The organism is Gracilibacillus kekensis (genome assembly GCF_900143085.1).
GTDB classification, from domain to species: domain Bacteria; phylum Bacillota; class Bacilli; order Bacillales; family Amphibacillaceae; genus Gracilibacillus; species Gracilibacillus kekensis.
Window position 1 is genome coordinate 239,943 of sequence record NZ_FRCZ01000001.1, and the last position, 23,775, is coordinate 263,717.

The following is a 23,775-nucleotide window of genomic DNA, read 5'->3' on the forward strand; positions in this document are numbered from 1 at the left end:
TTACCTACATATACTTTACCACTATAACAAAGATTTAAATCATGATAAAGAGTAGCGCCTGAATTAATCCAATCAATCCACCTAATAACGCACCTAAATAAGTGATTAACTTAAACTCTTTTCGCGAAATCGACAGAATGATTTCTTCGATCCGGGAAGTTGGGAAAGATGAAACTTGGTTTTCCACCATTTTTTCTACTTCTAATTGGTTTAACATCTCTGGTACATTATTCGAAAGTTTTTCAAAAAGCTGATCGGTTAAAAGTGGGATGATTTTTATTTTGACTTGATCTGTAAAAGGGGTCAGGATTGTTTGAATTGGTTTTTCCAACCAATCTTCTACAGCTAATTGCTCTTGAATTACTTTTTTCAACAAATCTTGTGTTTTTGCTTTTTCGAATATGGATTCGGCAATTTTTAAATCTTGTTCCAGTAAATTGGACCATTCCTGATTTACAGCTCGAGAAATCCATTGATAACCTTTTTCAGAACGTAAATACTCGATGACTAAACGTTGCACTTTTAATGCTAATTCTTCCCTGCTGAACATCGATAACACCATATTTCCTAAAAACCCTTTAGACTGTGCATACTGCTGAATGACATCCTCCATCTTTTGACGTGTTTCTTCATTATTTAGAAGATCGATTCCTTTATTTCTAATAAAAGCAGAAGCTTTATCGATATCTTCATCTGTCACAGCTTGCTCCAACCAAAGTTTTATCGGTTTTTCATGATGTTCTTGTAGGTATACACGGATCTGCTCGACTATTTTTTCTGCGATCTTTTCCTTTAGCTGATTTGATTGTAGATTGATTCCAAATTTATCAGATAATTGTTGAATCGATGTAGACTTTAACAAAAAGTGATCAAATTCTTGCTCGATTTTTTCCTCCACATTACAATGTAAGTGACGATCAGCTAACTTCTTTTGAATACTGTCTACAGTTAACAGGTGATTAACAACTAGCTGCCCTAATTGTTTGGCTAACTGATCCCTGCGCTTCGGAATAACTCCTGGTGTAAAAGGAATCTTCCATTTTCCTATATATTTAGCTTCGTATGGTCGGAATAGCATTTTTATTGCAATTGAGTTCGTCAATCCTCCAATAAAACTTCCGACACCAACCATAACAAGAATGAGTATTAAATTTTCCAAACTTGATTTCCACCTTTCCACTACGTATAGTAAGTCCTTTTCCTGCATATAATGAATTACCTTTTTGAAGGAAGGAGGGACCAACATGCTACCAACATTGCAAATTAAAGTTTACCATATTAATAAAAATAGAATAATCGTGCCAAAATCTCATTATTTTCGCATGAAAGATGTGAAACTGATCCATCATGGATTTAAAAAAGTGCCCTGTGAAGTTCTAAGTCATAACCAGAAACAAAACACTGTATACCTTTCCTCTTCTATTATGAAACATCTACATTTAAAAAATCAATCAGACGTAATCATTTACAGTAATAAAAATAGTTGTTCCATCTATTATCTGTTTGGTGTGCTTGTCCATCAGCAACCAAATAAATTAAAACATGAACCTCTTTATCAGGAAATGGCTAGAGTTGGTCATACTCTTGGTTTTGAAACCATCCTATTTTCTCCACAGGATCTCGATCGTATTTCTCATACAACTAATGGATCTATTTTTCAACAGCATAATTGGACAAAGATTGAAACAGACATTCCACCTGTTATCTATAATCGCATTCCAAATCGTGCAATCGAGAATCACACTAAGATTAAGCAAGCAAAAAGTTATTTAAAAACTACCTCGATTTTATTTAACCCTCATTTTTTTGACAAATGGCATGTTTACGATCAATTAAAAAATTCTGATGATGTCAATTATTTATTACCTGAAACCACCTTTCATCCTTCTCAAACGACAATAAATGAAGCATTAACACAGCATCCTATCTACCTGAACCCGCTCTCATACAGTAAAAAATATAATAAGTATTATATCGAAAAGGTCGACAACCGGTTATTTGTTGCGATTACAGGTAAACAGAAAGAACACAGCTATTTTGAGAGCACGGAATTATTCTTTAATGAATATTTCCCAAAAGGAGCTCAGCAATATGTGTTACAAGATGCGATTAGATATATGGAAGTTCAAGGAGAGCCATTCCTTTTTCGAATATACACCTTAAAAAACTTCGATAATCAATGGCGTGTCGTTTTACACTATATGAAGAAGTTCGTTTTGTCTTCTTATGATACAAGTGAGACTGTTATACCGTTATCGATGGTTTTCACTAAAAAAGAAGCTGCAGCAATGTTAAAAAAGCTAGATGACATTGCATTAAAATTAAGTTCAATTGTTGATGCACAAATGGATAATAGTTTTGGCGAGTTAGGATTCGACATTGGATTAGACCAAGAAAATCGATTATGGCTGGCTGAAGTCTATGCGAAACCAAGCTGGGATATATTTTACCATCCAGCAATCGCATCAAAAACATCGACTTATTTTACACAGCTTTTTAATATCGGTTTATCTAAATTAAAAGTCTCTGAATGATTTGAACGCTTTTGCTCAAGCTAAGATCATTAGGAGGGAAAAAGATGGCGAAACCTTCATCAAAAAATGAAAGAGATTCACGCGAGAAATATGAAGTTGATGTAGATCGTATGATTAACGAAGGAATGGCTGGTGGAACCACCTATTCGCTTCACGGAAGAATGCAAATTGAACAAGCCAGAAAATTAGCAAAAGAACATGAAGCTTTTCCTGCTGAAACAGAAGACTAACACACACTTAACTTTCGGTGTGTGTTTTCTATTTAATACAGGTATATCTCCTTATTCTTTGTTATAATAGAGGGAAACATGAAATGAAAGAGGCTGAAAGATGTTTGCACAATTAAAAATGATGTTTCCTAATCTAATTACAATAACTGATAATACAACAATGGATACTGTTTCCTATAAATGGTACGTAACAAGTAACAATGAGATTATTGGAATACCAAAGACAGATCTTACTCAGCGAGAAAAAGAATTATTGGAAATATTACTAACTCCATATAAAGCGAATCAACCTCCAACAACTGACAGAGAAAAAATGTGGATGGATGTATTATTTCATCACGAATTTCCTAAACAAATGCTACAAGAAAAATTAAATGACTTTCATTTTGTCTATTTTTCGCTCTCAGATGAAACTATCGATCCTGAGTCCTTTCGCGAAGCAATCCATGGTCTGTTCCCTACAAAAACCCCCATCTTATGGGAAAATAATCATGAAGGGGTTATTATCCAGGAAGAGACGCAAAACTCAGAGGATTTCATATCGTATTCTGAAATCATAGAAGTTTTAACAACTGATTTCTATATGAATATCAAACTTTTTATAGGTCCAACGATCAAAAATATAAAACAAGCACCTGATTTTTACTACTGGATAAAAAGATGTTATCACTTAACAACTAGCCATAACCATGATGTAATGCGATATACAGAAGCGATTCCTTATTTGTTTTTACAAGATATTAATGACAAAGAACAACAACTTATTATTGAATCTTTACTAAATGATGTAAAAGAGGATGAAGAATTACTAAAGACGGTTCAAGTGTTTCTAGAATCCAATTCCAACACGACACTAGCTGCGAAAAAAATGTACATGCATCGAAATAGCTTGCAATATCGCGTGGACAAATTTATCGAAAAAACAGGAATTGATGTGAAACAATTCGAGGGTGCCATCGCCATCTACCTTTGCCTTATCATGCGGACAAAATGGTAAAATAACATCGTCTTATAGCTAAGTTGCGAAGTAACTGCAAACTAAAATCAAAGGAATTATCTAATGATAATCCCTTTGATTGATAATTAATAGGGTGTATAAGTCCCTTTCAATTTATTTTTATAACGCTCTAACTTTTTTATTTTTCTAAAAGTAATTAAAGAACAAATCGTAGCAATTATTAACATCCATTCATGATCTTCCCACCTATTACCAATAATTTCGGGCATATATTCCCTCCAAATTTTCAATTTAATCGAACAGAACAAATACTATTTTGAAAATTCCATTTTATTAAAATATAATGGAATTTTATCATCAATCCTTGTTGTCAATCAATCTCTTCCTCCATATCTTTAGGTTTACTTGTTCTTTTGACCAAGCTTTTGTAACCGTGCACAAATGAAACGACATTTTTTGTGCACGCTTTCTATTTACGATTAGATGAATTACTAGTAAACTGTTAGACATAGATGAAACGCTTTCAACAAAACTAGGAGGGAATACAAAATGGCAGAATTAACATTAAGAAACATTGATAAGATTTATACTAAAGGTGATGAAAAAGCGGTTGATAATTTCAACCTTGAAATTAAAGACAAAGAATTTATCGTATTTGTTGGTCCATCTGGTTGTGGTAAATCAACGACACTTCGTATGATTGCAGGTCTTGAGGAAATTTCATCTGGTGAGTTTTACATTGATGACAAATTGATGAACGAAGTTGCACCTAAAGACCGTGACATCGCAATGGTTTTCCAGAACTATGCACTATATCCACACATGAATGTATATGACAATATGGCATTCGGTCTTAAATTACGTAAATTCAAAAAAGACGAAATCGAGCGTCGTGTAAAAGAAGCAGCTCGTATTCTTGGACTTGAAGCATATCTAGATCGTAAACCAAAAGCTCTTTCTGGTGGTCAGCGTCAGCGTGTGGCATTAGGACGTGCGATCGTTCGTGATGCAAAAGTATTCTTGATGGATGAACCATTATCAAACTTGGATGCGAAATTACGTGTGCAGATGCGTGCTGAAATTCAAAAACTTCACCACCGCCTGCAGACTACTACTATTTATGTTACACACGATCAAACAGAAGCAATGACAATGGCAACTCGTCTTGTAGTACTTAAAGATGGTATTATTCAACAAGTTGGTGCACCGAAAGAAGTATATGACAAGCCAAATAACATTTTCGTTGGTGGTTTCATCGGTTCTCCAGCAATGAACTTCTTTAATGGTACATTAGAAGAAGGATCTATGAAGCTTGGTGACACTAACGTAGAAGTACCTGAAGGTAAAATGAAAGTACTTCGTGAACAAGGATATATCGGAAAAGAAGTTGTACTAGGTGTGCGTCCAGAAGATATCCATGATGAGCCAGTGTTCTTAGATGCAAACCCTGGTAAGAAAATCACTGCAACTATTGACGTATCTGAGCTAATGGGTTCTGAGTCTTACCTATACTCTGAAGTAAATGGTCAAGAATTTGTTGCACGTGTAGATTCTCGTACAGACATTCATGGTGGCGAAAAAATCGATCTTGCATTCGATATGCACAAATGTCACTTCTTTGATAAAGACTCTGAACAAAGAATTCAATAATTTCAGAAAAGCGCATAGCCTGAGGCTTTGCGCTTTTTACTTTTATATTATAATCCTTATCGTATTTCCTGTTCATTAATAATCATCTCTTCGATATGGTTACAAGCAGAACAAACTCCAACATGTAAACATTGATGTTCTTCACTGGAATGTGTAAGCCCATCTATCATTTGTGCATCTTCACTTTCTATATACGGTGCATAATCTCCATAATAGTCCACCAATTTGCCACCGTCTAGCATATGTGCATTACAATTTGGGCAGGACTGCTCCATTCTCTCTAAACCGTTACATAAATAACAAATATACATAGCTCTCCTCCAAAGAGATCGGTCTACCTACTATGCTTCGTAATTAACCATTTTACAAAAGGGAGACACCTTTATTAAAGCGTCTCCCTTTTACTAATCTAATTATTATTGTTGTTGCGTACCACCGAATTGCTGTTCAGCCATTGTTACTAAACGTTTTGTGATTTCTCCTCCAACAGATCCGTTAGCACGAGAAGTAGAGTCTGCACCTAAGTTTACACCAAATTCTTGTGCAATTTCATATTTCATTTGGTCTAATGCTTGTTCAACTCCTGGAACAACTAGTTGATTTGAATTATTAGTCGCCATCTTTGATCACCTCCTGTACACCATATTGTGAACAAAAAAGGGATCACTATGCTTCGTATTTCTTAGTAATTTCTAGTAAAAGAACCAATTCTCATTATTTTGGATAGGTCATCTCTTCTGGTTTGATCCATTCATCAAACTGTTCTCCAGTTAATAATTGAAGTTCTATTGCTGCTTCTTTTAATGTAGTATTATCAGCAAAAGCTTTTTTTGCAATTTTAGCTGCATTTTCGTAGCCAATATGTGGATTTAATGCTGTTACAAGCATTAAAGAATCATTTAAGTTTTTCTCTATTTGTTCGAGATTTGGTTCTAACCCAACTAAACAACGATCATTAAAAGATAGCATACTATCTGCTAATAATTGAGCAGATTGCAGGAAATTATAAGCTATTACCGGTTTAAATACATTCAATTCAAAGTTACCTTGACTAGCAGCAATTCCAATTGTTGCATCATTTCCCATTACTTGCGTCGCTACCATCGTAATTGCTTCACTTTGAGTTGGATTTACTTTACCTGGCATAATCGAACTTCCGGGCTCATTTGCTGGAATCGTTATTTCACCAATACCACAACGAGGACCACTTGCTAACCAACGAACATCATTGGCAATCTTCATCAAGTCCGCTGCAAGACCTTTCAATGCTCCATGAGCAAAAACTAATTCATCATGACTTGTTAAGGCATGGAATTTATTAGCGGCTGAGACAAAATCTTTGCCTGTATAGTTATTAATATTAGCGGTGACCCGTTCAGAAAATTCCGGGTGGGCATTTAAGCCTGTACCAACTGCGGTACCACCAATAGCCAACTCTTTTACGTATGGAATACTTCTTTGGATCATGTCTTCTGTTTTTTCTAACATGCGGTGCCAGCCGCTTATTTCCTGGCCTAATGTTAAAGGTGTTGCATCTTGCAAGTGTGTTCGTCCAATTTTTACAATATCATTAAATGCTTCCATTTTCTCTTTTAAGGTCTGTTTCATTGTGGCTAATCCAGGCAATACTACATCTTCTAATTTACGAACTGCTGCAATATGTAAGGCAGTTGGATAGGTATCATTGGAACTTTGAGATTTATTGACATCATCATTTGGATGTAATGTAATCTCATTACCCTGTTCTTTTAACCATTCATTTCCTACAAAAGCGATCACTTCATTGACATTCATATTCGATTGCGTACCACTACCAGTTTGCCATACTACTAATGGAAAGTGCTCAAATAACTCCCCGGCAAGTATCCGATCGGCAGCGTATTTGATCGCATCCGCTTTCATTTTATCCATTAAACCTAATTCGCTATTTACAATTGCTGCACTTCTTTTTAAAATCGCAAATCCTTCAATGATTTCTTTAGGCATTGTTTCAATACCAATGGGGAAGTTTTCTTTACTTCTTTGTGTTTGGGCTCCCCAATATTTATCACTTGCTACTTTAATTTCACCAATTGTATCACGTTCGATCCGAAAATCCATCATTTATTTCCCCCTTAATTAATCTTACACTGTATCACGGTGTAACCGCCTTAACACCACTTCAATAACAAATAAAAGCAGACGCTCACATCCTGATAAGTCTATCCTTATTGTATCAAAAAATAACAAAAAAATAGAGACAAAAGCTATTTTGTCTCTATATATGGTAAACCTGTACGATAAAGCCCCTTTGTTTCCATTCCTCCCAGACCTTGTTCGCCTGTTAAGGTATTCTTTAAAACATCATATACATTTACCTTATCCATGAAAGGAGTATAAGCTACCTTGGCAACGACATATACTGGATCAAGTGCGTGAATATTAACTCGATCCGGTGAACTTGCAAAATTTGCCCCTGCTCGGATTAACGATTCAAAATGCGATTGACACGCCCCTGCAAAAATAATAAGCTGGTCTAAATTAGAAGACCAAGCTCTAGCCTGCCTTACTGCTTCCACAAAAAAACGAGTATTTCGATAGGCAGCTAAATCCTTTTTACTTCCTTTTGTTTCCGAATAAGCGTCATGACCGGTTACGACCATTATTTCAGGCTGAACTTTTTGTATCAATGCGTCTATTTCAAATGGCAAATCTTTTTCTTGTACATAAACACCGTGGACTTGCAATCCTAGTCGTTGATAGAGCTCAATGCACTTTTTTAAATAAAGGCGATCTCCATCAATGTGTAGTACCTTCACAGGTAATTGAAATCGTTGGACATTTCGGGGTTCTTGTTTTTTGTGTTCATATTCTTTTTTTTCTTTCATTAATTGATAATCTTGACGAAAAAGACGATAGGAATACTCTTCTTTTTCTTTTATTTCTTCTTGTCTTTTCCGTACATCAGCTTCTGGTAAAATTCGTAGATCTTCTTCAGGGGCGTCTGCTTCTAAACGGATATCTTCCCCGTGAAGTAAAACCTTGTTTCCATTGATATTTTTCACACGAAAAACAATATCATGTTTATAGGAATATCGTGTCACAAGCATTCCTGTCATCAGATTCACTCAACCACCCCATCTAGAGCTTGCTAATATAGGCTATGTATGAAGGGGTGATTTGGTGAAAATCACGATACGAAAATGATGCAACTAAAAAATCCTTAGTTGCACCATTATGGATATAGCCCAAAATATTCTTCTAAAGTCGTTTGTGCCTGGTAAATTTCTGTTGCCATTTCCTCTCCCACATAGCGCAAATGCCATGGTTCATAGCCATAACCTGTTATCTCTTCTTTTCCTTCTGGATAACGGATAATAAATCCATATTTATGGGCATTATCTTCCAGCCATTTTCCTTCATCTGTTTCAATAAAGCTTTGCTCTAACACTGCTACAAGGGCAGCTGACGCGACGTCCATCGCAAGTCCGGTCTGATGTTCACTTGTTCCTGGCTTTGCGGAAAATTTATCGGCATGCTCTTGACCATTCTTAGCAACACTGTTTTCATATAATTGTTTCTGACGTTGAGCAGATCTGTAGCCGGAAACCGCAATAAGATCGAGACCATCAGCTTCTGCTGCTTGAAAGAGTTCTTCCAGTGCATCTGCAGCAACTTGTCGCAATAATCTTTTAGGATTCCCTTCTCCAGCTGAAGGATGATAAGGGACATTAGCATCTACCAAATCACCTGGTTCATAACCGTCTGGCAGTTTTCGTTGTTTGTTGACAACGAGTTCTACACTTGTTGGATTATCAATAACTTTCAAGCCATCTTCTTGCTCTGCTGTATCGTTCTCTTGGTCGGATTGGTTTGGTGTATCTTGCTCTGACGTTTCTCCTTCGTCAGTTTCTTCGTCAACTCCCGCATTTACTAATGCTGTATTTGGTTCTTTTTTATGTTCAGCTTGGTAATTTCTTTTATCTTGTTTTTCTGTAGAATAACTTTCTTGCTGACAGCTTATCAATGTAACAAAAACCATCAGAATAAATAGTATAGCTATCTTTTTCATTAATATTTCCTTTCTGTATCAATGTAACAAGTATTTGCTCTATTTACTATAACATAATAAGGGTGAATCCTATACACTGTGAAAGTACTATTTTTTTGGAAAATAGCACAAGCCATTACGTCATAAAACAAAAGCCTCGCCACAACAGGGCGAGGCTTAATATTAAGATTCCCATATATAACTATTGAATGTTTTACTTAATGATTCAAATGCTTCTTTATTATTTTCATCGATCGATTGATTTATATTTTCTTCTAAGCGTGCTTTATTCCAACTGAAACAGAGATCATCTAACACAAGTTGTGATGCCAAACGAATTTCAAATGGTATTTCTCTTTTCGCTTTAAGTACTAATTGCTCACTTTTGTCGAACTTTTTCAACTGATAACTAAGCTTATGTTTTTTCATGGAGCACGCCTCCCTTTTTATACTCTATTTAAATAACATTGTATGCTGAAATGTTATTCTTGTGAATAGGTTACTAATCTTTTCCCTGAATTTAGGCAGTCAAAACGTATTCTTTCTCACTCTGAAGCAATATTTTCTAGGATTAGGAAACACTAATGTGGACGTAAAACAGTTTCATTTGATAAGCTTATCTTACAATAGAGAAACTTCGGAGGACGATTATGGATCAATATCATAAATTCAAAGAGGGAGAAAAGGGAGCATGGTTAAGCATCTTCACCTATATCTTTCTTGCTGCAGTAAAGTTAATTATTGCTACTATAGGTAATTCCTCCGCATTACGAGCTGATGGACTAAATAATGCAACAGACGTTATTGCCTCAATTGCTGTCCTAATAGGACTTAAAATTTCAAGAAAACCACCTGATGACGATCACCATTATGGACATTTTCGCGCAGAAATGATCGCATCACTTATTGCTGCTTTCATTATGGTAACAATTGGTATACAAGTGCTAATTGATACTGTTAAATCGATCATCGTTGGTGAGTTTTCTCAACCCGATATGTTGACAGCATGGACTGCTTTAGCAGCTGCTGTTATTATGTTTCTCGTTTATGCTTATAACTTACGGCTAGGAAAAAAAGTAAACAGTGCTGCCCTACAAGCTGCCGCACAGGATAATAAGTCTGATGCCCTTGTAAGTATTGGTGCTTTTATTGGAATTGTCGGTGCTCAATTTAATTTATACTGGTTAGATCCACTGGCTGGGGCTATTGTTGGTCTGATTATTTGTAAAACGGCTTGGGACATATTTAGCAATGCCACACACACGCTTACCGATGGTTTCCATCCAAAAGAACTGGAGGAAATTAAAGAAAGTATTGATACGCATCCAGATGTATTAAATATTAAAGACGTAAAAGGACGCTTGCATGGTAATCAATCGCTAATCGAAGCAACTATTTATGTTGATCCTTTACTGACAGTTAAGGAGAGTCATAAAATCACTGATAATATTGAGGAAAAATTAAAAGAAGATCATGATGTTCCACACGCACATATCCATATTGAGCCTTTTGAAAAGGAAAAATAGAAAGAGGCTGAACGAGGACAATAATTTTTCCTAACTTCTAACACAAACGGATCGATTTGCATTATAACGCAGTATGAGGATACTACGCAGCAAATAATGTCATAATTTTGACATAGTTTGTGCTTAAAAACCGCTACGGCTTGTTTGCGCGATTCTCCTTTTGCGTGATATATTCTTTTATCGGACACTTGGGTAGGTGCGCACTTCTCCTTTTGGGCGATATACTCTTTTATCGGACACTTGGGAAGGTGCGCGATTCTCCTTTTGGGCGATATATTCTTTTATCGGACACTTGCGCAGGTGCGCACTTCTCCTTTTGGGCGATATATTCTTTTATCGGACACTTGCGCAGGTGTGCGGGCTTATTGCCCCCTGAAGAGAGTGTTTTTCGGAGTGTTAGCACTGCATTAGTCTCGATACTTTTATTTCAGTTAGTTCACAGCAATTTAGTTAAATGGGGACACCCCGTGGTAAAAGGAAAGTGGGTAGCCGGAGCGGATGTTAACCAGTTTAAACTATTCCAAAATTACCACACAGTTTATTGCATAGTATCCTCCTAACACGCATAAAAACCTTTCATTACTTAGCTGCTTGGAGTCTTATCTTACACTTGATCCAATTTCTGCAACAGAATATCTATATCATTAAAACCATATGCCGTTTCCTGATAGGTATCATAACCGATAGTTGTTTGCTCCTCGTCTATTTTGCTGGCACCATATTTTAAATAAAATTGGTTGCTTGGATTTTTAGTTAGTACCCAAACTAATAGTGAAAGGTAACCTAATTCTTTCATTTCTCCGGCAAAGGTTTTTAATAATCTTTTCCCTAATCCTTTCCCTTGATGAGTAGGCAATAAATAAATCGCAAAGATCTCCCCATCATATCCAAAACGACCTGTACGTTCCTTCCCTCCAGAAATAAATCCTACAATTTTCCCTTTTTCCTCGATCACAGTTGCAGGTTGTTGCTTACGTGGTAATTTTAATATCGTTTCCCATAAAATCTGACGATGCTCGACCGTCGTATTGGAAATATCACGTTCATTTATAAGGTTTTGATATGTTGCTTTCCAACTATTCACATGTACTTCGGCAATATCTTGCGCATCCTCAAGACGCGCTTTTCTAATTGTATACATACGGTTTACACCCTAACCTTGTTAGATTGTTAATAAAAACACGGTAATTATGGCACTTAATACAACGAAAATCACATGGATCTTCAACCAGGCTAATGTGATTGCTACTACCCCTGCAATCAAGCCGATATAGGGTTTTTCTGGGATAACAGTCAGGATACCAGGAAAAATAAGTGCACCTAATGCAGCATACGGAATCGCTTTCAATCCCCTATTGGCCCAATCAGGAAATTGGATCCAATCAACAATATATGCTGGTATAATTCGCGGAATCACGGTCACTAATGCCATTCCGATAATAATTACCCAGATCATACTTTTTCCTCCTCTAACACGAAAATACCCAAACATGCTGCTATTATTGTACCTGCAACTATTCCCCAACCTTGTCCTATGTAGGGACTCACAAGATAATTAATGAACATAGCAGACAAACTGATAATAGCAATTCGATGATACTTTCGGACGGAAGGAATCAGTAAACCAATAAACATCGCATATAAAGCAACACCCATACTTTGAGTTAATGTTTCCGGGATTACATCTCCTAAAACTCCTCCAAGAAATGAACCAATTACCCATGATAAATAAGAGGTAAGCATAATCGTTCCATAAAAAAAGTATCCATATGTTTGACTTACTTGCTTTTTATAAATGGATGATACAGAAAAAGTTTCATCTGTTAAACCAATCGTTAAAAGGAATTTCCATTTCATCGCATAATGTTTGATCTGATTTACAAAGGATAAACTCATTACAAAGTGCCGAAAGTTTAATACAAAAGTCGCAATGATAATTTCCATTGCACTGACTCCCATTCCTATCATCCCAGCACCCATAAATTGAGCAGCACCTGCAAATACAAAAAGACTCATGCCTGTGAGTTCTAATAAAGATAAGCCAGCTTGCTTCGCTAACACACCATAAGCAATGGCAATTGGTATATAACCAACCACTATCGGTGAACCAGCAATGAACCCATCTCTGATCTGCATCTTAATTAACTGTTTTTCCTCTAGGTCCATTACAATGTTGACTCCTTCTTCATAATCTTAAAGTTCGTCTTGATCCGTTAAGATGATCGGACCTTCTTTTGAAATAACTAAGGTGTGTTCAAATTGCGCAGAACGCTCTCCATCGACTGTGCGTGCTGTCCAATTGTTATCATCCATTTTACTTTGCCATACACCTTCGTTAATCATTGGTTCGATTGTAATAACCATACCTTCCTTTAAACGTGGACCTTTCCCAGCTAAACCAAAGTGAGGAATTTGTGGATCTTCATGAATGGTTGGTCCAATTCCATGACCAGTGAATTCCCGCACAACAGAATAGCCTTCAGCTTCCGCATATTGTTGAATGGCATGACCAATGTCACCAATTCGTTTACCTGGCATTGCTTGTTCGATCCCTTTATATAAAGAAGTTTTTGTTACTTCTAATAACTTTTCTGTTTTTTTATCCGGCTCTCCAACAGCATACGTCCATGCTGAGTCAGCTAAGCCACCATTTAAGTTAACTACCATATCTATTGTCACGATGTCACCCTTTACTAATTTTTCATCTCTAGGAAAGCCGTGACAAATCTCATCATTTACAGACGCACAAGTCGCATAAGGATAATCACTATAGCCTTTCTGTTCTGGAGTTGCACCGTGTTCTTCTAAAAAGACCTCTACAAAATCATCAATTTCTTTTGTTGTTATGCCAGGTTTGATTAGTTTCGCAATTTCTCTGTGACATTTTGCGAGCACTTTGCCTGCCTCACGCATCATTTCTATTTCACGTTTACTTTTTCTTGTGATCATTTTTTAACTTCCTTTCTAAACCTTTACCAAATATCATCTCTATAAAGTTTATCATATTTTCCATAAAAGATGTGTTCCAAAACGTCAGTATATTAAAACGATTATTTACTAAACCGCGGAGATACTATAAGAAAAAGCGTAGAGCGCCGTGGCGACCTCGGCATCACCCGAGATATAGGAATCACTTGAGTGTTGACATCTGTTTTGTCTATAGGACATAGGAGAACTTAGCAGATGTTCCTCCGTTACGAACCGACGATGACTTTCACCCGAAAGCATAAGTGCGACTAAGCTTCTGGTTTCACCAATCGGCAAGTCTTCTTTATTGTAGGGCGTTCGGAGCTAGACATCAGCGATAATTTTTCATATAGAAAACTAGCAAGAGAAATAGTTCTCTTACTAGTTAAGATGTTACCTGTATTATTTTTTATTAGAAGCCGCCGTATCCCCATGAAGCACCGATGATAATTAACAAAATAAACAATACGACGATTAGGGCAAAGCCAGAGCCGTATCCGCCTCCATATTGTTGTGCGCCCATCTTCATCCCTCCTTTAATACTTACACTTATAAAGTATGTAGGTGAGGAGGAAATGGTCAGTAATAATTCTTAAAATAGGTATTCACCTAATTATCATGGTGAAATCGCTCATAATATCATCTTTTAAGGAACATTAAGTCTTGCAAATTGATGTGTTATTATTAAAAAACATCCTTAACACTATAATAATCACCATTTTTAATCGAAGATTCATTTAATAAACGTTTTACTAATACATTTGCTACAACATCCGTGTTTCGAAGTTTATCTTCCGTTTTGTAATTTTTAAATTGTTCTACATCAACAAATTGACTTGGATCTGCGGAACGTATTTCTCCTTGCATGTCTGTGTCCATAATACTTGGATCAAACAAGAAAATTTTATTATTTGTTTCTAATTTTTCTTGTTCCAGTGCAACTGTATCAGTATAACGATCCAAGCCTGCTTTCGTACTGCCATAAGCATTCCATCCATAAACAGACCGTTTTGCCGCACCAGATGTTATATTCACCAGAACTAAAGGAATGTCACGATCACGCCATGCTTCCAACCACAGGTTTGTAATCACCATTGGCGCTAACAAATTTACATGAACATGTGACGTCAATTGTTCTGTAGTTTGTTTACCCACTTGTTCAATTGGTGATACTAAAGCTGCATTTTGGACCAACTGTAAGGAATCGATGGGTTGTTCTTTCAAAAAGTTAATAATTTTGAAAAATGTTTTTTCCGTTTGCTCGATATTAGCTAAATCAACTTGATAATGCTGATAACTGCCGGGTAAATCAGCGTTTTCTAAAGCTTGATTTTTACTTCTTGCTAGACCGATCACATTCACAGATGCTTCCATTAATAGCCTTGCGATGGACGCACCAAGACCTTTTGATGTTCCTGTTACTACTGCATATTTCATCGTTTCACCTCATTTTTTTGCTATCGTTAACGCATTCTCAATTGTTCTGATAATGTCATCTACGTCTTCAATACCTACCGAAATACGAATTAAACCTTTGGTAATGCCAAGTGCTTGTTGAGATTCTACCGGTAAATTACGATGGGAAGTGCCGATTGGATAAGAAACAGTTGTCTCAACTCCCGCTAAGGTGGCGACAATTTTAATCCAATCCAGCGATTCAAAAAAGGTGTCGATATTTGCTTGATTGGTAATATCTATTGTGACAATTGCACCGTTCCCTTTTTCTGCTACAAATTCTGGATAATATACTTTGTCTACTGCTGCATGTTTCGCTAATGCTTTTGCTAGTTTTGACGCATTTTGAACATGTCTATCCATACGAACACTTAATGTTTTTAACCCTCTAACTGTTAACCAAGCTTCAAACGGGCTTAAATTAGCACCAAGGTTGACACATTTGGTTCTCGCTATCGTTAGTAAGTCCTCATCTCCAACTAAAACACCCGCTGTTATATCGCTATGTCCACCAAGATATTTAGTCGCACTATGCACAACCAGATTAACTCCTAATTGATATGGCTGTACTAAATAGGGAGTTGCGAATGTATTATCTACCATTGTTTGTAAATGATGTTTGTTAGCGATTTGAACCACACGCTCTAAATCCTCCACACGCAACAACGGATTTGTGATCGATTCTGTGTACAACAACACTGTATTTTTCTTTATTTCAGTTTCCAGGTCCTTTTCAAAGGAGACAAAACTAACTTCAATCCCAAAACCTGTTAATTCATTTGCTAATAATTCGTATGTACCGCCATATAGATCTTCTGAGGCTATGATGTGATCTCCTGCTTTTGCAATGGCTAGAATACCTACCATAATTGCTGACAGTCCCGAGGACGTTGCAATTCCTGTTGGTGCTGCTTCTAAGTTTGCTACCGCTTTTCCTAATTCATCTGTATTAGGGTTTCCAACACGGGTATAAAGATAATCACGTTCTCCATTATAGAAGTTTTCGATATCTTCCAAATTTTTAAAAGTGAACGCAGATGTTTGATGAATTGGCGTGACTTTCGTTGGCACACCTTCATCTCTTTTCATTGTAACGTGCACGGATCTTGTATCAAAACCTTGTCCCATCTTAACCATCTTCCTCTCTATCTCTTACATCTCATTAATTATACTTTAACGTAAAAAATCAAGTTTTTCCAATTAGAAAAACTTGATTTTTTATCATTAGTCTCGCAACCAGGTAATACACATAGTACCATATCCAGTATGAACACCAGCTACTGGCACCAGTGTCTGAATATTTACTTTTAACCCAGAATGAAGCTTCTCGATGTCTTCTTTCCATTTATGTGCCTGATCTTTAACTCCGGCATGTAAAATACAGATTTCATTTAATTGATACTTCTTCATTACTTCATCCAATAACTGAAACATTTTTCGTGCTGCTCTTTTTTTAATACGGACTTTATCTTTTACTACCACTTTACCATTATCAAAACCTAATATTAAATGGATATTTAAAAGCGAAGCAAATATCGATTGTGCAGCACTTACTCTTCCACTTTTACGTAATTGATCAAAACTCTGTGGCATTAAATACATCTGTGCAAATTCCGGATAGGATCGAAGTTTTGCGACGATTTGATCAAAAGGGGTTTTTGCTTGCGCCATTTCAACACCATTTTTGATCATTTTACCAAGAGCATAGTCTCCTATTTTAGAATCAATCACTTCCACATCAAAACCTACCATTTCTGAGGCAGATATAGAGCTTTGATATGTACCCGTTAATTGGCTGGATGCATGTAAAGCTATTCCACAATCATATTCTTCTTTCAAACGTTCATATAGTTTGATGAAGTCTCCATAAGCTGGCTGACTAGTTTTCGCGTCGTCACCATGTTCTTTTAATAAATCATAAAATTCTTCTTTCGATATGTCGATATCTTCTCTATATGTTTTGCCCTTAATAATAACGTTCAAAGGGATAATAAAGATATCATTTTTCTCTGCGTATTCTTTATCCAGTCCGCATGAGCTATCAGTAATCCATGCAATCTTTTTCATGATACTCGCCCCATTTCTTGCACGAGTTGTGCTGTTTGTACTAGCTACTATTTTACTTTATATCGGTGAACAAGTAAATCGACAATTTACGCAAATCGATAATAAACCAAAATAAAAGTAGCTAAGATAAAAATAAAGTTTAAGAAGACAAATACAAATTGATCGATCTTTGTTTTATGCATTTTAATTGGAGGATGATAAAACGAAACCCCTTCAATAATAAAAATAATCAAAACAATATGGATCATCGCATGACCAATAATTTCTGTCATCCCAAATAAGAGAGTGGTAGAAACAAATATTAATGTGACCACTAACCCTAATATTCGATTTAGAATCCCTACTACTAATAAATAACCAACTACGAATTCTACAAATGCTGCCATTACAATAAATATTTCAGGATCAAAGCCAAAGGTTGGTACATTGTGATTAACTACAATATCCAATGACATCGCTGGATAAACCCATTTTTCTACCGCAACCCAACATAAACTTAAACCTGTCCCTAAGTAAAGGAATGGAAAGCCCCATCCTTCCAATTTTGTTTTTCCAATAAATAATACGAAAATAATGGCAATATAAAATCCATAGTCCAGCATATAGAACCAGCCATAATCCTGCCATACAGTAATAAATAAGCCAAGCATCAGGAAGGCTCCACCCTTGGTACTAATGTGGGTTGGAATCAGTAAAGCCAAGATAATTATTCCCATTACAACTGTCTGCCAAACTTCTGTAATTTCGAATTCAGGTGCAAACATTGTTCCAGAAACTAGTTGGATAATGAATGCTAGTGCTGTTCCATACTTTAAAATATATCGTGAATATTTTCTTATTCCATTTAAAAAGTTATCTATTTTTTCGGCATATGGAATTTTCATAAAGTAATCCATTATTTGTGATAAAACAGCTAAAATGATAGCTACTAAGACGGCAAATGTAATGAAAAATGGTGATAAAATCTGTTCAATAGGAACTTTTTCTGGCTCTACTTCTGCAAACCATTTCACATGAGCATATGCGGTAATTGGCGTAGCTAGTAATAAGGCAACTATAAATGATAATAGACTTTTTTTGTTTAGTGGCATGCCTTTTTCTCCTTTTTAAGAATTGTCTGAAGATATGATACCATAATAACGAAAGGAAATGATATTTATATGAATAACGTACAATTAGTATTAGATGTTGGTGGTGTATTAGCTACTGACCTCGACCAATTTTGGGATGAACTCGTTTCACAGACAAACCTTTCTTATAAAGAAGTAAGAAATATTTATAAGGAAGAAATTCGCAAACAGCTCTGGCATGGCGAAATATCAGTAGAATCCTTTTGGTGCTGGCTTAAGTCTACTTTTCCCAATATAGACCTAAATTACTTACAGGAAGTCTTACCAGAAAGTCTTCTTGAATTAGAAGGAATTCATTTTGTCAAAAAATGGAGCGAAGTTTCAGATATCCATATTCTAAGCAATCACCGAACAGAATGGATAAAACCTATATTAGATCATATACGTCCATTTATAATGAGTGCTACAATATCAGCTGAGGTCAAAGTAGCTAAGCCTAATCATAAAATTTATCAGATTTGTATGCAGCATTTAGATGAAACTCGTCCCATTCTTTTTATTGATAATAAGAGGGAGAATCTAGAACCCGCTGAAAAACTTGGATGGCAAACTATTTTAGCAGACACAGAGAACTTATGGATTAATCAAGTGAACAGACAACTATGCGATTAAATTTGTGAATTTGTGAATATACTGGCAACTTTGCGAATTTACTGGCAACTTTGCGAATTTACTGGCAACTTTGCGAATTTACTGGCAACTTTGCGAATTTACTGGCAACTTTGCGAAAGGGACTGCACTCAACGTGAGCCGTTGAGGCAGTCCCTTTCGCTATTACTTAATGCATGGACGCATGTCCTGATGTTAGTACCCATATTGAACCAAAAACAATCACTAATGCAAGGAACACACTGTAGATCATGTTCACTACGTTAATAATACCTTCTTTTCCTTCAGTTACGTGCATGAACATAAACAGTTGAATCAATGCTTGAAATATTGCTAGTGTTCCAATTATTCCTAAGATGATTGACTTGGAAAAATCAGTGTTAAAAGCTACAAACACGGCTAGTAATGTTAGTGCAATGGATAATACAAAACCTACTAATAGATTCCACGGAAAACGGCTAGTATTTGCACTCATTTACATCACCATCCCTTTTAAATATACAAATGTAAAAATAAAGATCCAGACAACATCTAAGAAGTGCCAATACAGGCTGGCAATGAACAACTTGCTAGATGTTTTTTCAGTTATACCCCGACGAACTAATTGAACTAATAACAAGCTAATCCAGACAATCCCGAACGTAACGTGGGCACCGTGTGTTCCTAATAAGGTAAATAGAGCTGCAGTGAAACCACTTGTTTGAATCGTTGCCCCTTCATGGATAAAATGAAGAAATTCGTTAATTTCCATATATAAGAATCCTGCACCTAGCAATAATGTCGCAATCATCCATATTAATAACCCTTTTTTGTCATGATTACGCATGGCATGAATCGCAAGACCTGAGGTGAAACTACTTGTTAATAGTAAAAAGGTTTCGATCAAGACATCTTTTAAGACAAAGATGTCTCCACCGGCAGGGCCTCCAGCAATGTTATGCTCCAAAACGAAATAAGAAGCAAACAAAGTGGAGAATAAGACAATTTCAGCACCTAAGAAGATCCAAAAACCTAATATATTCATTTGACTCTGTTGAGTCTTGTATTCTAACGGTGTAGTTGTGTGTGACGTCATTTAAGATCACCTCTCCACTCTCTTTCTTCTTCCTCTAACTCATCGACTGGAATATGGTAGCCGTCATCATAATCAAACGTATTGGCAACTAATCCAACGACAATACCAACAGAAGCGATTATCGCCAGCGTAAACCATTCAAATACTAAGAAGAACCCAACAACGCCAAATGCTGCTGCTAATACGATTGGTGTCCATGAGTTACTCGGCATATGAACTGGTTTTAAATCAGACTTCTTCAGTCCAGTTTCACCTTTTTTCTTCTTGTACCAAAAATCATCTAAACGATCTACTTCAGGTACTTTAGCAAAATTGTAATGTGGTGCTGGAGATGCGGTTGCCCATTCCAGTGTACGAGCATTCCATGGATCATTTCCTACTTTTCGTGACGCATAGCGGAAACTCCAATAAATATTGTACACGAGCGCCGCAAAGCCTGCTGCCATAATTAATGAACCTACTGCTGAAAATCCTAACCATGCACCCCATCCAGTACTTTCTGCATATGTGTACATACGACGGGACATACCGTCTAAACCTACGAAGAACATTGGCATAAATGTTAAATTAAAACCAATTACGAATAACCAGAAATGCCATTTACCGATTTTTTCATTTAGTTTGAAGCCAAACATTTTAGGCCACCAGTAATAAAGACCAGCAAATACGGCAAAGACAACACCTGGTATTAACACATAGTGGAAGTGTGCCACTAAGAACATCGTGTTATGGTATTGATAATCGGCTGCTGCCATTGCAAGCATGACACCAGTTACCCCACCGATTGTAAAACACGGGATAAATGCTAACGCCCATAACATGGATGTTGAAAACTCAATTCGACCTTTTCGCAATGTAAATAACCAATTAAAGATTTTCACACCAGTCGGTATCGCAATCATCATCGTTGTTAATGAGAATATCGAGTTAACTGTGGCACTATTGCCCATTGTGTAGAAATGGTGTACCCAAACTAACATACTTAGGAAGGCAATACCGGCAACTGCGTATACCATCGATTTATATCCATATAAATTTTTTCGTGCAAATGTTGCGATAACTTCAGAGAACATACCGAACGCTGGCAAGACAACGATATAAACTTCCGGGTGTCCCCATAACCAGAACAAGTTCAGCCATAACATTGGATCTCCACCGGCAGCAACCGTGAAAAAGTGTGTACCGAAAAGTCGGTCCAATGTCATATACAGTAGTGCTACTGTGAAAATCGGGAATGCCGCAACGATAATAATCGACGTAATAAATGTTGTCCAAACAAAAATCGGCATTTTCATCCAACTCATGCCAGGAGCTCGCATTTTAATAATCGTTACAACAAAGTTAATCCCTGTTGCTAAGGTACCAATACCAGCTATCTGTAAAGATATAGCATAATAGTTATTCCCGACACCTGGTGTAAATTCTTTCCCTGCTAGTGGAAAGTAAGATGTCCAGCCTGCATCAGGTGAACCACCAATGACAAAGGAAATATTAAATAACATTGCCGCTACAAAGAATAACCAAAAACTAAGTGCATTTAATTTCGGAAAGGCAACATCTCTTGCCCCAATTTGTAATGGAACTACTACGTTCATAATCCCGATTAATAACGGCATCGCCATGAACAAGATCATGATTACCCCATGTGTTGTGAAAATTTCATCATAGTGCTGGGCGTCTAATATGCCCATCTCAGGCCTTGAGGTTTGGGCTTTCATTAATAGACCATCGACACCACCTCTGAAAAACATGAGTACCCCAGCTAAAATATACATAATACCTATTTTTTTATGATCAACGGTTGTAAACCATTCGCTCCATAACCATTTCCAACGTTTCAAATATGTGATTAAAGCAATTAACCCAACCATTGTTAAACCAATGGCAATCTGTGACGCAAAAATCATCGGGTCACCTGTGACAAAAAATTCATCTAATGACATGTCTTCCACCACCTCTTTTAATGATGTGAGTGATCTGCATCTGTCGAATCACTCGTATCTTCTTCTACTTCTGTATTACTTTCTTCTATTTGCTCATCTGTATCTTCGCTTTCTTCTTCATGCTCTTCATCATCATGGCTAATTTCATACAACTCAGAATCAATATATTTCTCAGATCCACCATGAGCATGATTAACCCACTCTAAATGCGTTTTATTAAATGTCATTCTACCAAGGTTTCCTGGTTCTAATATTTCCGCATATTTGTCTTCTGTTAAATCTATTGCTGTTGTTTTAACATCATTTACCCATTCATTGAAGTCATCTTGTGTCTGTGCCTGTACTTCGAATTCCATGTGTGCATATCCTCGACCATTAAAACTTGTATTACGTCCATAGAATGAACCCGGCTTATCCGCAACTAAGAAAAGGTTTGTTTGCATATTAGCCATTGTATATTTTTGACCACCTAATTCAGGTACCCAAAAGGACTGCATAGTACCTGCAGATGTCATCTTAAACTGAACTGGATGATCTGCTGGAATATTAATATAATTTACTGTTTCTATATTTTGTTCTGGATAACTAAAAATCCATTTCCAATCGGCAGAAGTAACGTGGATGACAAGAGGTTCTTCTTCTTCATACCCTTGTGGAATATCCTCGACCTCATAGATCGTTTTAGTTGTTGGTATCATTAAGGCAATAACGATAATAACAGGTATCGTAAACCAGGTAATCTCCAACCAATGGTTTCCTTTCTCCTCTTTCGGTTCAAAATCACCGTCATCTTTCCTTGCTCGATACTTCCAAACGATATAACTAAACAAAACAAAAATGACAATAACAATTACTAACATAAAGCTAATAGAATACACAATTAAATCTGTTAAACTTCTCGCTATCGGTCCTTTTGGATCAAAGACTAATAGTTTTGATTCACAACCTGCTAAGAAGATAGGTATGAACAACAAAGTGAGAATATATACGAGCTTCTTCATTGCCTTCATGATGTTTCTCCTTTCTTTCAAGAACATTTATATACTTTACATACCCTTTGGTTTAAAAAATAATTTTACAACTGTCTTACATACTGACAGATAAATATGATGAAAGTATGATGAAACCAACATTGTCATAAATTGTTCAAAAAGTGAGTACTTCCTTACAGTACTCTTATTTGTCTTTACGGAGAGTTGACACAAACAATGAAGTAGACTGTTGAAATCTATTAGCTAAAGTAGTGATTTTGAAACTTATTATTTACTAGACATCCGCTCCGGCTGCCCACTTCCCTTTCCGTGGTTTTTTCCCTTCAGCTAACTTTTCCAAGCAAAGATCGCTTGAAAAAGTGGATCTTCAGGTAAAAAATTCCCACAGGAGTGAAAGTGGGCGGCCTCCGCTATAAATAGATTTTACAACGGTTGCCACAGTGATCATTCTGAGCTGTCTATATGAATATTTCTCGCATTCATTGTAGAATCTGACTTAGCGCAGGCGTCCACTTCGACTCCTGGGGGATTAGCGTGATCTGAAGATCCACTTTGGAAAGTGGTTTTCTTTTCAAAGTTAGCTGAAGAGCACGCCCCCCGGTATAGGAT

General features: G+C 36.5%; 27 protein-coding genes. 6 read left to right on the plus strand and 21 right to left on the minus strand.

Translation table 11 applies throughout. The features are described from left to right. Positions 1-34: 34 nt before the first annotated feature. Complete coding sequence (locus BUC25_RS01240; RefSeq protein WP_073198901.1) at positions 35-1,159, minus strand: DUF445 family protein; 1,125 nt, start codon at positions 1,157-1,159, stop codon at positions 35-37. An 85-nt stretch (positions 1,160-1,244) separates the two neighbouring features. On the opposite strand from BUC25_RS01240, the gene BUC25_RS01245 reads away from it, so the two are divergent. The 3 genes from BUC25_RS01245 (at position 1,245) to BUC25_RS01255 (ending at position 3,761) form a co-directional block, all read left to right on the plus strand. After that, positions 1,245-2,534: a YheC/YheD family protein gene (locus BUC25_RS01245; RefSeq protein ID WP_073198902.1), complete on the plus strand. Its 1,290-nt coding sequence runs from the start codon at positions 1,245-1,247 to the stop codon at positions 2,532-2,534. Positions 2,535-2,578: 44 nt separating this feature from the next. After that, complete coding sequence (locus BUC25_RS01250; protein WP_073198903.1) at positions 2,579-2,764, plus strand: hypothetical protein; 186 nt, start codon at positions 2,579-2,581, stop codon at positions 2,762-2,764. A gap of 100 nt (positions 2,765-2,864) precedes the next feature. Further along, positions 2,865-3,761, plus strand: coding sequence for a PucR family transcriptional regulator (locus BUC25_RS01255; RefSeq protein WP_073198905.1), 897 nt, complete (start codon positions 2,865-2,867; stop codon positions 3,759-3,761). Positions 3,762-3,847: 86 nt separating this feature from the next. Here the strand turns inward: BUC25_RS01255 and BUC25_RS19240 are convergent, their stop codons facing one another. Continuing rightward, positions 3,848-3,991, minus strand: a complete 144-nt coding sequence (locus BUC25_RS19240; protein WP_170862622.1) for a hypothetical protein — start codon at positions 3,989-3,991, stop codon at positions 3,848-3,850. 280 nt (positions 3,992-4,271) lie between these two features. Between BUC25_RS19240 and BUC25_RS01260 the strand changes: the two genes are divergently transcribed. Then, complete coding sequence (locus BUC25_RS01260; RefSeq protein ID WP_073198907.1) at positions 4,272-5,372, plus strand: ABC transporter ATP-binding protein; 1,101 nt, start codon at positions 4,272-4,274, stop codon at positions 5,370-5,372. Positions 5,373-5,428: 56 nt separating this feature from the next. On the opposite strand, the gene BUC25_RS01265 is transcribed toward BUC25_RS01260, so the two are convergent. From BUC25_RS01265 to BUC25_RS01290, 6 genes are all read right to left on the minus strand, one after another. Continuing rightward, the gene (locus BUC25_RS01265; RefSeq protein ID WP_073198909.1) at positions 5,429-5,683 is read right to left on the minus strand and encodes a hypothetical protein; all 255 of its coding nucleotides are present in this window, start codon (positions 5,681-5,683) and stop codon (positions 5,429-5,431) included. A gap of 105 nt (positions 5,684-5,788) precedes the next feature. Next, positions 5,789-5,992, minus strand: coding sequence for an alpha/beta-type small acid-soluble spore protein (locus BUC25_RS01270; protein ID WP_073198911.1), 204 nt, complete (start codon positions 5,990-5,992; stop codon positions 5,789-5,791). Between the two features lie 94 nt (positions 5,993-6,086). Beyond that, positions 6,087-7,472: a class II fumarate hydratase gene (gene fumC / locus BUC25_RS01275; protein ID WP_073200402.1), complete on the minus strand. Its 1,386-nt coding sequence runs from the start codon at positions 7,470-7,472 to the stop codon at positions 6,087-6,089. 146 nt (positions 7,473-7,618) lie between these two features. Continuing rightward, on the minus strand, positions 7,619-8,479 hold the full coding sequence (gene yabG / locus BUC25_RS01280) for a sporulation peptidase YabG (protein WP_073198913.1): 861 nt from the start codon (positions 8,477-8,479) through the stop codon (positions 7,619-7,621). Positions 8,480-8,586: 107 nt separating this feature from the next. Next, positions 8,587-9,423, minus strand: a complete 837-nt coding sequence (locus tag BUC25_RS01285) for a M15 family metallopeptidase (protein WP_073198915.1) — start codon at positions 9,421-9,423, stop codon at positions 8,587-8,589. A gap of 162 nt (positions 9,424-9,585) precedes the next feature. Beyond that, positions 9,586-9,831, minus strand: a complete 246-nt coding sequence (locus BUC25_RS01290; protein ID WP_073198916.1) for an IDEAL domain-containing protein — start codon at positions 9,829-9,831, stop codon at positions 9,586-9,588. 221 nt (positions 9,832-10,052) lie between these two features. Between BUC25_RS01290 and BUC25_RS01295 the strand changes: the two genes are divergently transcribed. Next, on the plus strand, positions 10,053-10,928 hold the full coding sequence (locus BUC25_RS01295; protein ID WP_073198918.1) for a cation diffusion facilitator family transporter: 876 nt from the start codon (positions 10,053-10,055) through the stop codon (positions 10,926-10,928). Positions 10,929-11,532: 604 nt separating this feature from the next. Here the strand turns inward: BUC25_RS01295 and BUC25_RS01300 are convergent. The 9 genes from BUC25_RS01300 to BUC25_RS01340 all read right to left on the minus strand — a co-directional run bounded on the left by BUC25_RS01300 (position 11,533) and on the right by BUC25_RS01340 (position 18,508). Then, positions 11,533-12,069: a GNAT family N-acetyltransferase gene (locus BUC25_RS01300; RefSeq protein ID WP_073198920.1), complete on the minus strand. Its 537-nt coding sequence runs from the start codon at positions 12,067-12,069 to the stop codon at positions 11,533-11,535. 21 nt (positions 12,070-12,090) lie between these two features. Further along, positions 12,091-12,384 carry an AzlD domain-containing protein gene (locus BUC25_RS01305; protein WP_073198922.1) on the minus strand — a complete coding sequence of 98 codons (294 nt, stop codon included), beginning with the start codon at positions 12,382-12,384 and terminating at the stop codon, positions 12,091-12,093. Continuing rightward, on the minus strand, positions 12,381-13,094 hold the full coding sequence (locus BUC25_RS01310) for an AzlC family ABC transporter permease (protein ID WP_073198924.1): 714 nt from the start codon (positions 13,092-13,094) through the stop codon (positions 12,381-12,383). Before BUC25_RS01310 ends, BUC25_RS01305 begins: the two co-directional genes overlap by 4 nt. Before the next feature lie 27 nt (positions 13,095-13,121). Then, positions 13,122-13,877 carry a type I methionyl aminopeptidase gene (map, locus tag BUC25_RS01315; RefSeq protein ID WP_073198926.1) on the minus strand — a complete coding sequence of 252 codons (756 nt, stop codon included), beginning with the start codon at positions 13,875-13,877 and terminating at the stop codon, positions 13,122-13,124. A gap of 430 nt (positions 13,878-14,307) precedes the next feature. Next, positions 14,308-14,418, minus strand: a complete 111-nt coding sequence (locus BUC25_RS01320; protein ID WP_073198928.1) for a YjcZ family sporulation protein — start codon at positions 14,416-14,418, stop codon at positions 14,308-14,310. Positions 14,419-14,579: 161 nt separating this feature from the next. Further along, positions 14,580-15,332 (minus strand): SDR family NAD(P)-dependent oxidoreductase, encoded by a 753-nt coding sequence (locus tag BUC25_RS01325; RefSeq protein ID WP_073198930.1) that lies wholly within the window; start codon positions 15,330-15,332, stop codon positions 14,580-14,582. A gap of 9 nt (positions 15,333-15,341) precedes the next feature. Then, complete coding sequence (locus BUC25_RS01330) at positions 15,342-16,478, minus strand: trans-sulfuration enzyme family protein (RefSeq protein WP_073198932.1); 1,137 nt, start codon at positions 16,476-16,478, stop codon at positions 15,342-15,344. 96 nt (positions 16,479-16,574) lie between these two features. Next, a complete protein-coding gene (locus tag BUC25_RS01335) occupies positions 16,575-17,417 on the minus strand; it encodes a DegV family protein (protein ID WP_073198934.1) in 843 nt (280 codons plus the stop codon). Positions 17,418-17,503: 86 nt separating this feature from the next. Continuing rightward, positions 17,504-18,508 carry a DoxX family membrane protein gene (locus BUC25_RS01340; protein ID WP_073198937.1) on the minus strand — a complete coding sequence of 335 codons (1,005 nt, stop codon included), beginning with the start codon at positions 18,506-18,508 and terminating at the stop codon, positions 17,504-17,506. A gap of 69 nt (positions 18,509-18,577) precedes the next feature. On the opposite strand from BUC25_RS01340, the gene BUC25_RS01345 reads away from it, so the two are divergent. Beyond that, complete coding sequence (locus BUC25_RS01345) at positions 18,578-19,159, plus strand: HAD family hydrolase (protein WP_073198939.1); 582 nt, start codon at positions 18,578-18,580, stop codon at positions 19,157-19,159. 166 nt (positions 19,160-19,325) lie between these two features. Here the strand turns inward: BUC25_RS01345 and qoxD are convergent, their stop codons facing one another. From qoxD to qoxA, 4 genes are read right to left on the minus strand one after another with little or no spacing between them, the layout of a single operon-like run. Further along, a complete protein-coding gene (qoxD, locus tag BUC25_RS01350; RefSeq protein ID WP_073198941.1) occupies positions 19,326-19,631 on the minus strand; it encodes a cytochrome aa3 quinol oxidase subunit IV in 306 nt (101 codons plus the stop codon). Next, a complete protein-coding gene (gene qoxC / locus BUC25_RS01355; protein ID WP_073198943.1) occupies positions 19,632-20,231 on the minus strand; it encodes a cytochrome aa3 quinol oxidase subunit III in 600 nt (199 codons plus the stop codon). It lies immediately after the preceding gene. Further along, positions 20,228-22,174 (minus strand): cytochrome aa3 quinol oxidase subunit I, encoded by a 1,947-nt coding sequence (gene qoxB / locus BUC25_RS01360; RefSeq protein WP_073198945.1) that lies wholly within the window; start codon positions 22,172-22,174, stop codon positions 20,228-20,230. The genes qoxC and qoxB overlap by 4 nt, the downstream gene beginning before the upstream one ends. A 17-nt stretch (positions 22,175-22,191) precedes the next feature. Beyond that, on the minus strand, positions 22,192-23,184 hold the full coding sequence (qoxA, locus tag BUC25_RS01365; RefSeq protein WP_073198947.1) for a cytochrome aa3 quinol oxidase subunit II: 993 nt from the start codon (positions 23,182-23,184) through the stop codon (positions 22,192-22,194). Positions 23,185-23,775 lie beyond the last annotated feature (591 nt).

Coding starts and splice junctions, on each gene's coding strand:
- BUC25_RS01245 (WP_073198902.1), top strand. CDS start 1,245: ATGCTACCAACATTGCAAATTAAAGTTTACCATATTAATAAAAATAGA.
- BUC25_RS01250 (WP_073198903.1), top strand. CDS start 2,579: ATGGCGAAACCTTCATCAAAAAATGAAAGAGATTCACGCGAGAAATAT.
- BUC25_RS01255 (WP_073198905.1), top strand. CDS start 2,865: ATGTTTGCACAATTAAAAATGATGTTTCCTAATCTAATTACAATAACT.
- BUC25_RS19240 (WP_170862622.1), bottom strand. CDS start 3,991: ATGCCCGAAATTATTGGTAATAGGTGGGAAGATCATGAATGGATGTTA.
- BUC25_RS01260 (WP_073198907.1), top strand. CDS start 4,272: ATGGCAGAATTAACATTAAGAAACATTGATAAGATTTATACTAAAGGT.
- BUC25_RS01265 (WP_073198909.1), bottom strand. CDS start 5,683: ATGTATATTTGTTATTTATGTAACGGTTTAGAGAGAATGGAGCAGTCC.
- BUC25_RS01270 (WP_073198911.1), bottom strand. CDS start 5,992: ATGGCGACTAATAATTCAAATCAACTAGTTGTTCCAGGAGTTGAACAA.
- fumC (WP_073200402.1), bottom strand. CDS start 7,472: ATGGATTTTCGGATCGAACGTGATACAATTGGTGAAATTAAAGTAGCA.
- BUC25_RS01285 (WP_073198915.1), bottom strand. CDS start 9,423: ATGAAAAAGATAGCTATACTATTTATTCTGATGGTTTTTGTTACATTG.
- BUC25_RS01290 (WP_073198916.1), bottom strand. CDS start 9,831: ATGAAAAAACATAAGCTTAGTTATCAGTTGAAAAAGTTCGACAAAAGT.
- BUC25_RS01295 (WP_073198918.1), top strand. CDS start 10,053: ATGGATCAATATCATAAATTCAAAGAGGGAGAAAAGGGAGCATGGTTA.
- BUC25_RS01300 (WP_073198920.1), bottom strand. CDS start 12,069: ATGTATACAATTAGAAAAGCGCGTCTTGAGGATGCGCAAGATATTGCC.
- BUC25_RS01305 (WP_073198922.1), bottom strand. CDS start 12,384: ATGATCTGGGTAATTATTATCGGAATGGCATTAGTGACCGTGATTCCG.
- BUC25_RS01310 (WP_073198924.1), bottom strand. CDS start 13,094: ATGGACCTAGAGGAAAAACAGTTAATTAAGATGCAGATCAGAGATGGG.
- map (WP_073198926.1), bottom strand. CDS start 13,877: ATGATCACAAGAAAAAGTAAACGTGAAATAGAAATGATGCGTGAGGCA.
- BUC25_RS01320 (WP_073198928.1), bottom strand. CDS start 14,418: ATGGGCGCACAACAATATGGAGGCGGATACGGCTCTGGCTTTGCCCTA.
- BUC25_RS01325 (WP_073198930.1), bottom strand. CDS start 15,332: ATGAAATATGCAGTAGTAACAGGAACATCAAAAGGTCTTGGTGCGTCC.
- BUC25_RS01330 (WP_073198932.1), bottom strand. CDS start 16,478: ATGGGACAAGGTTTTGATACAAGATCCGTGCACGTTACAATGAAAAGA.
- BUC25_RS01335 (WP_073198934.1), bottom strand. CDS start 17,417: ATGAAAAAGATTGCATGGATTACTGATAGCTCATGCGGACTGGATAAA.
- BUC25_RS01340 (WP_073198937.1), bottom strand. CDS start 18,508: ATGCCACTAAACAAAAAAAGTCTATTATCATTTATAGTTGCCTTATTA.
- BUC25_RS01345 (WP_073198939.1), top strand. CDS start 18,578: ATGAATAACGTACAATTAGTATTAGATGTTGGTGGTGTATTAGCTACT.
- qoxD (WP_073198941.1), bottom strand. CDS start 19,631: ATGAGTGCAAATACTAGCCGTTTTCCGTGGAATCTATTAGTAGGTTTT.
- qoxC (WP_073198943.1), bottom strand. CDS start 20,231: ATGACGTCACACACAACTACACCGTTAGAATACAAGACTCAACAGAGT.
- qoxB (WP_073198945.1), bottom strand. CDS start 22,174: ATGTCATTAGATGAATTTTTTGTCACAGGTGACCCGATGATTTTTGCG.
- qoxA (WP_073198947.1), bottom strand. CDS start 23,184: ATGAAGGCAATGAAGAAGCTCGTATATATTCTCACTTTGTTGTTCATA.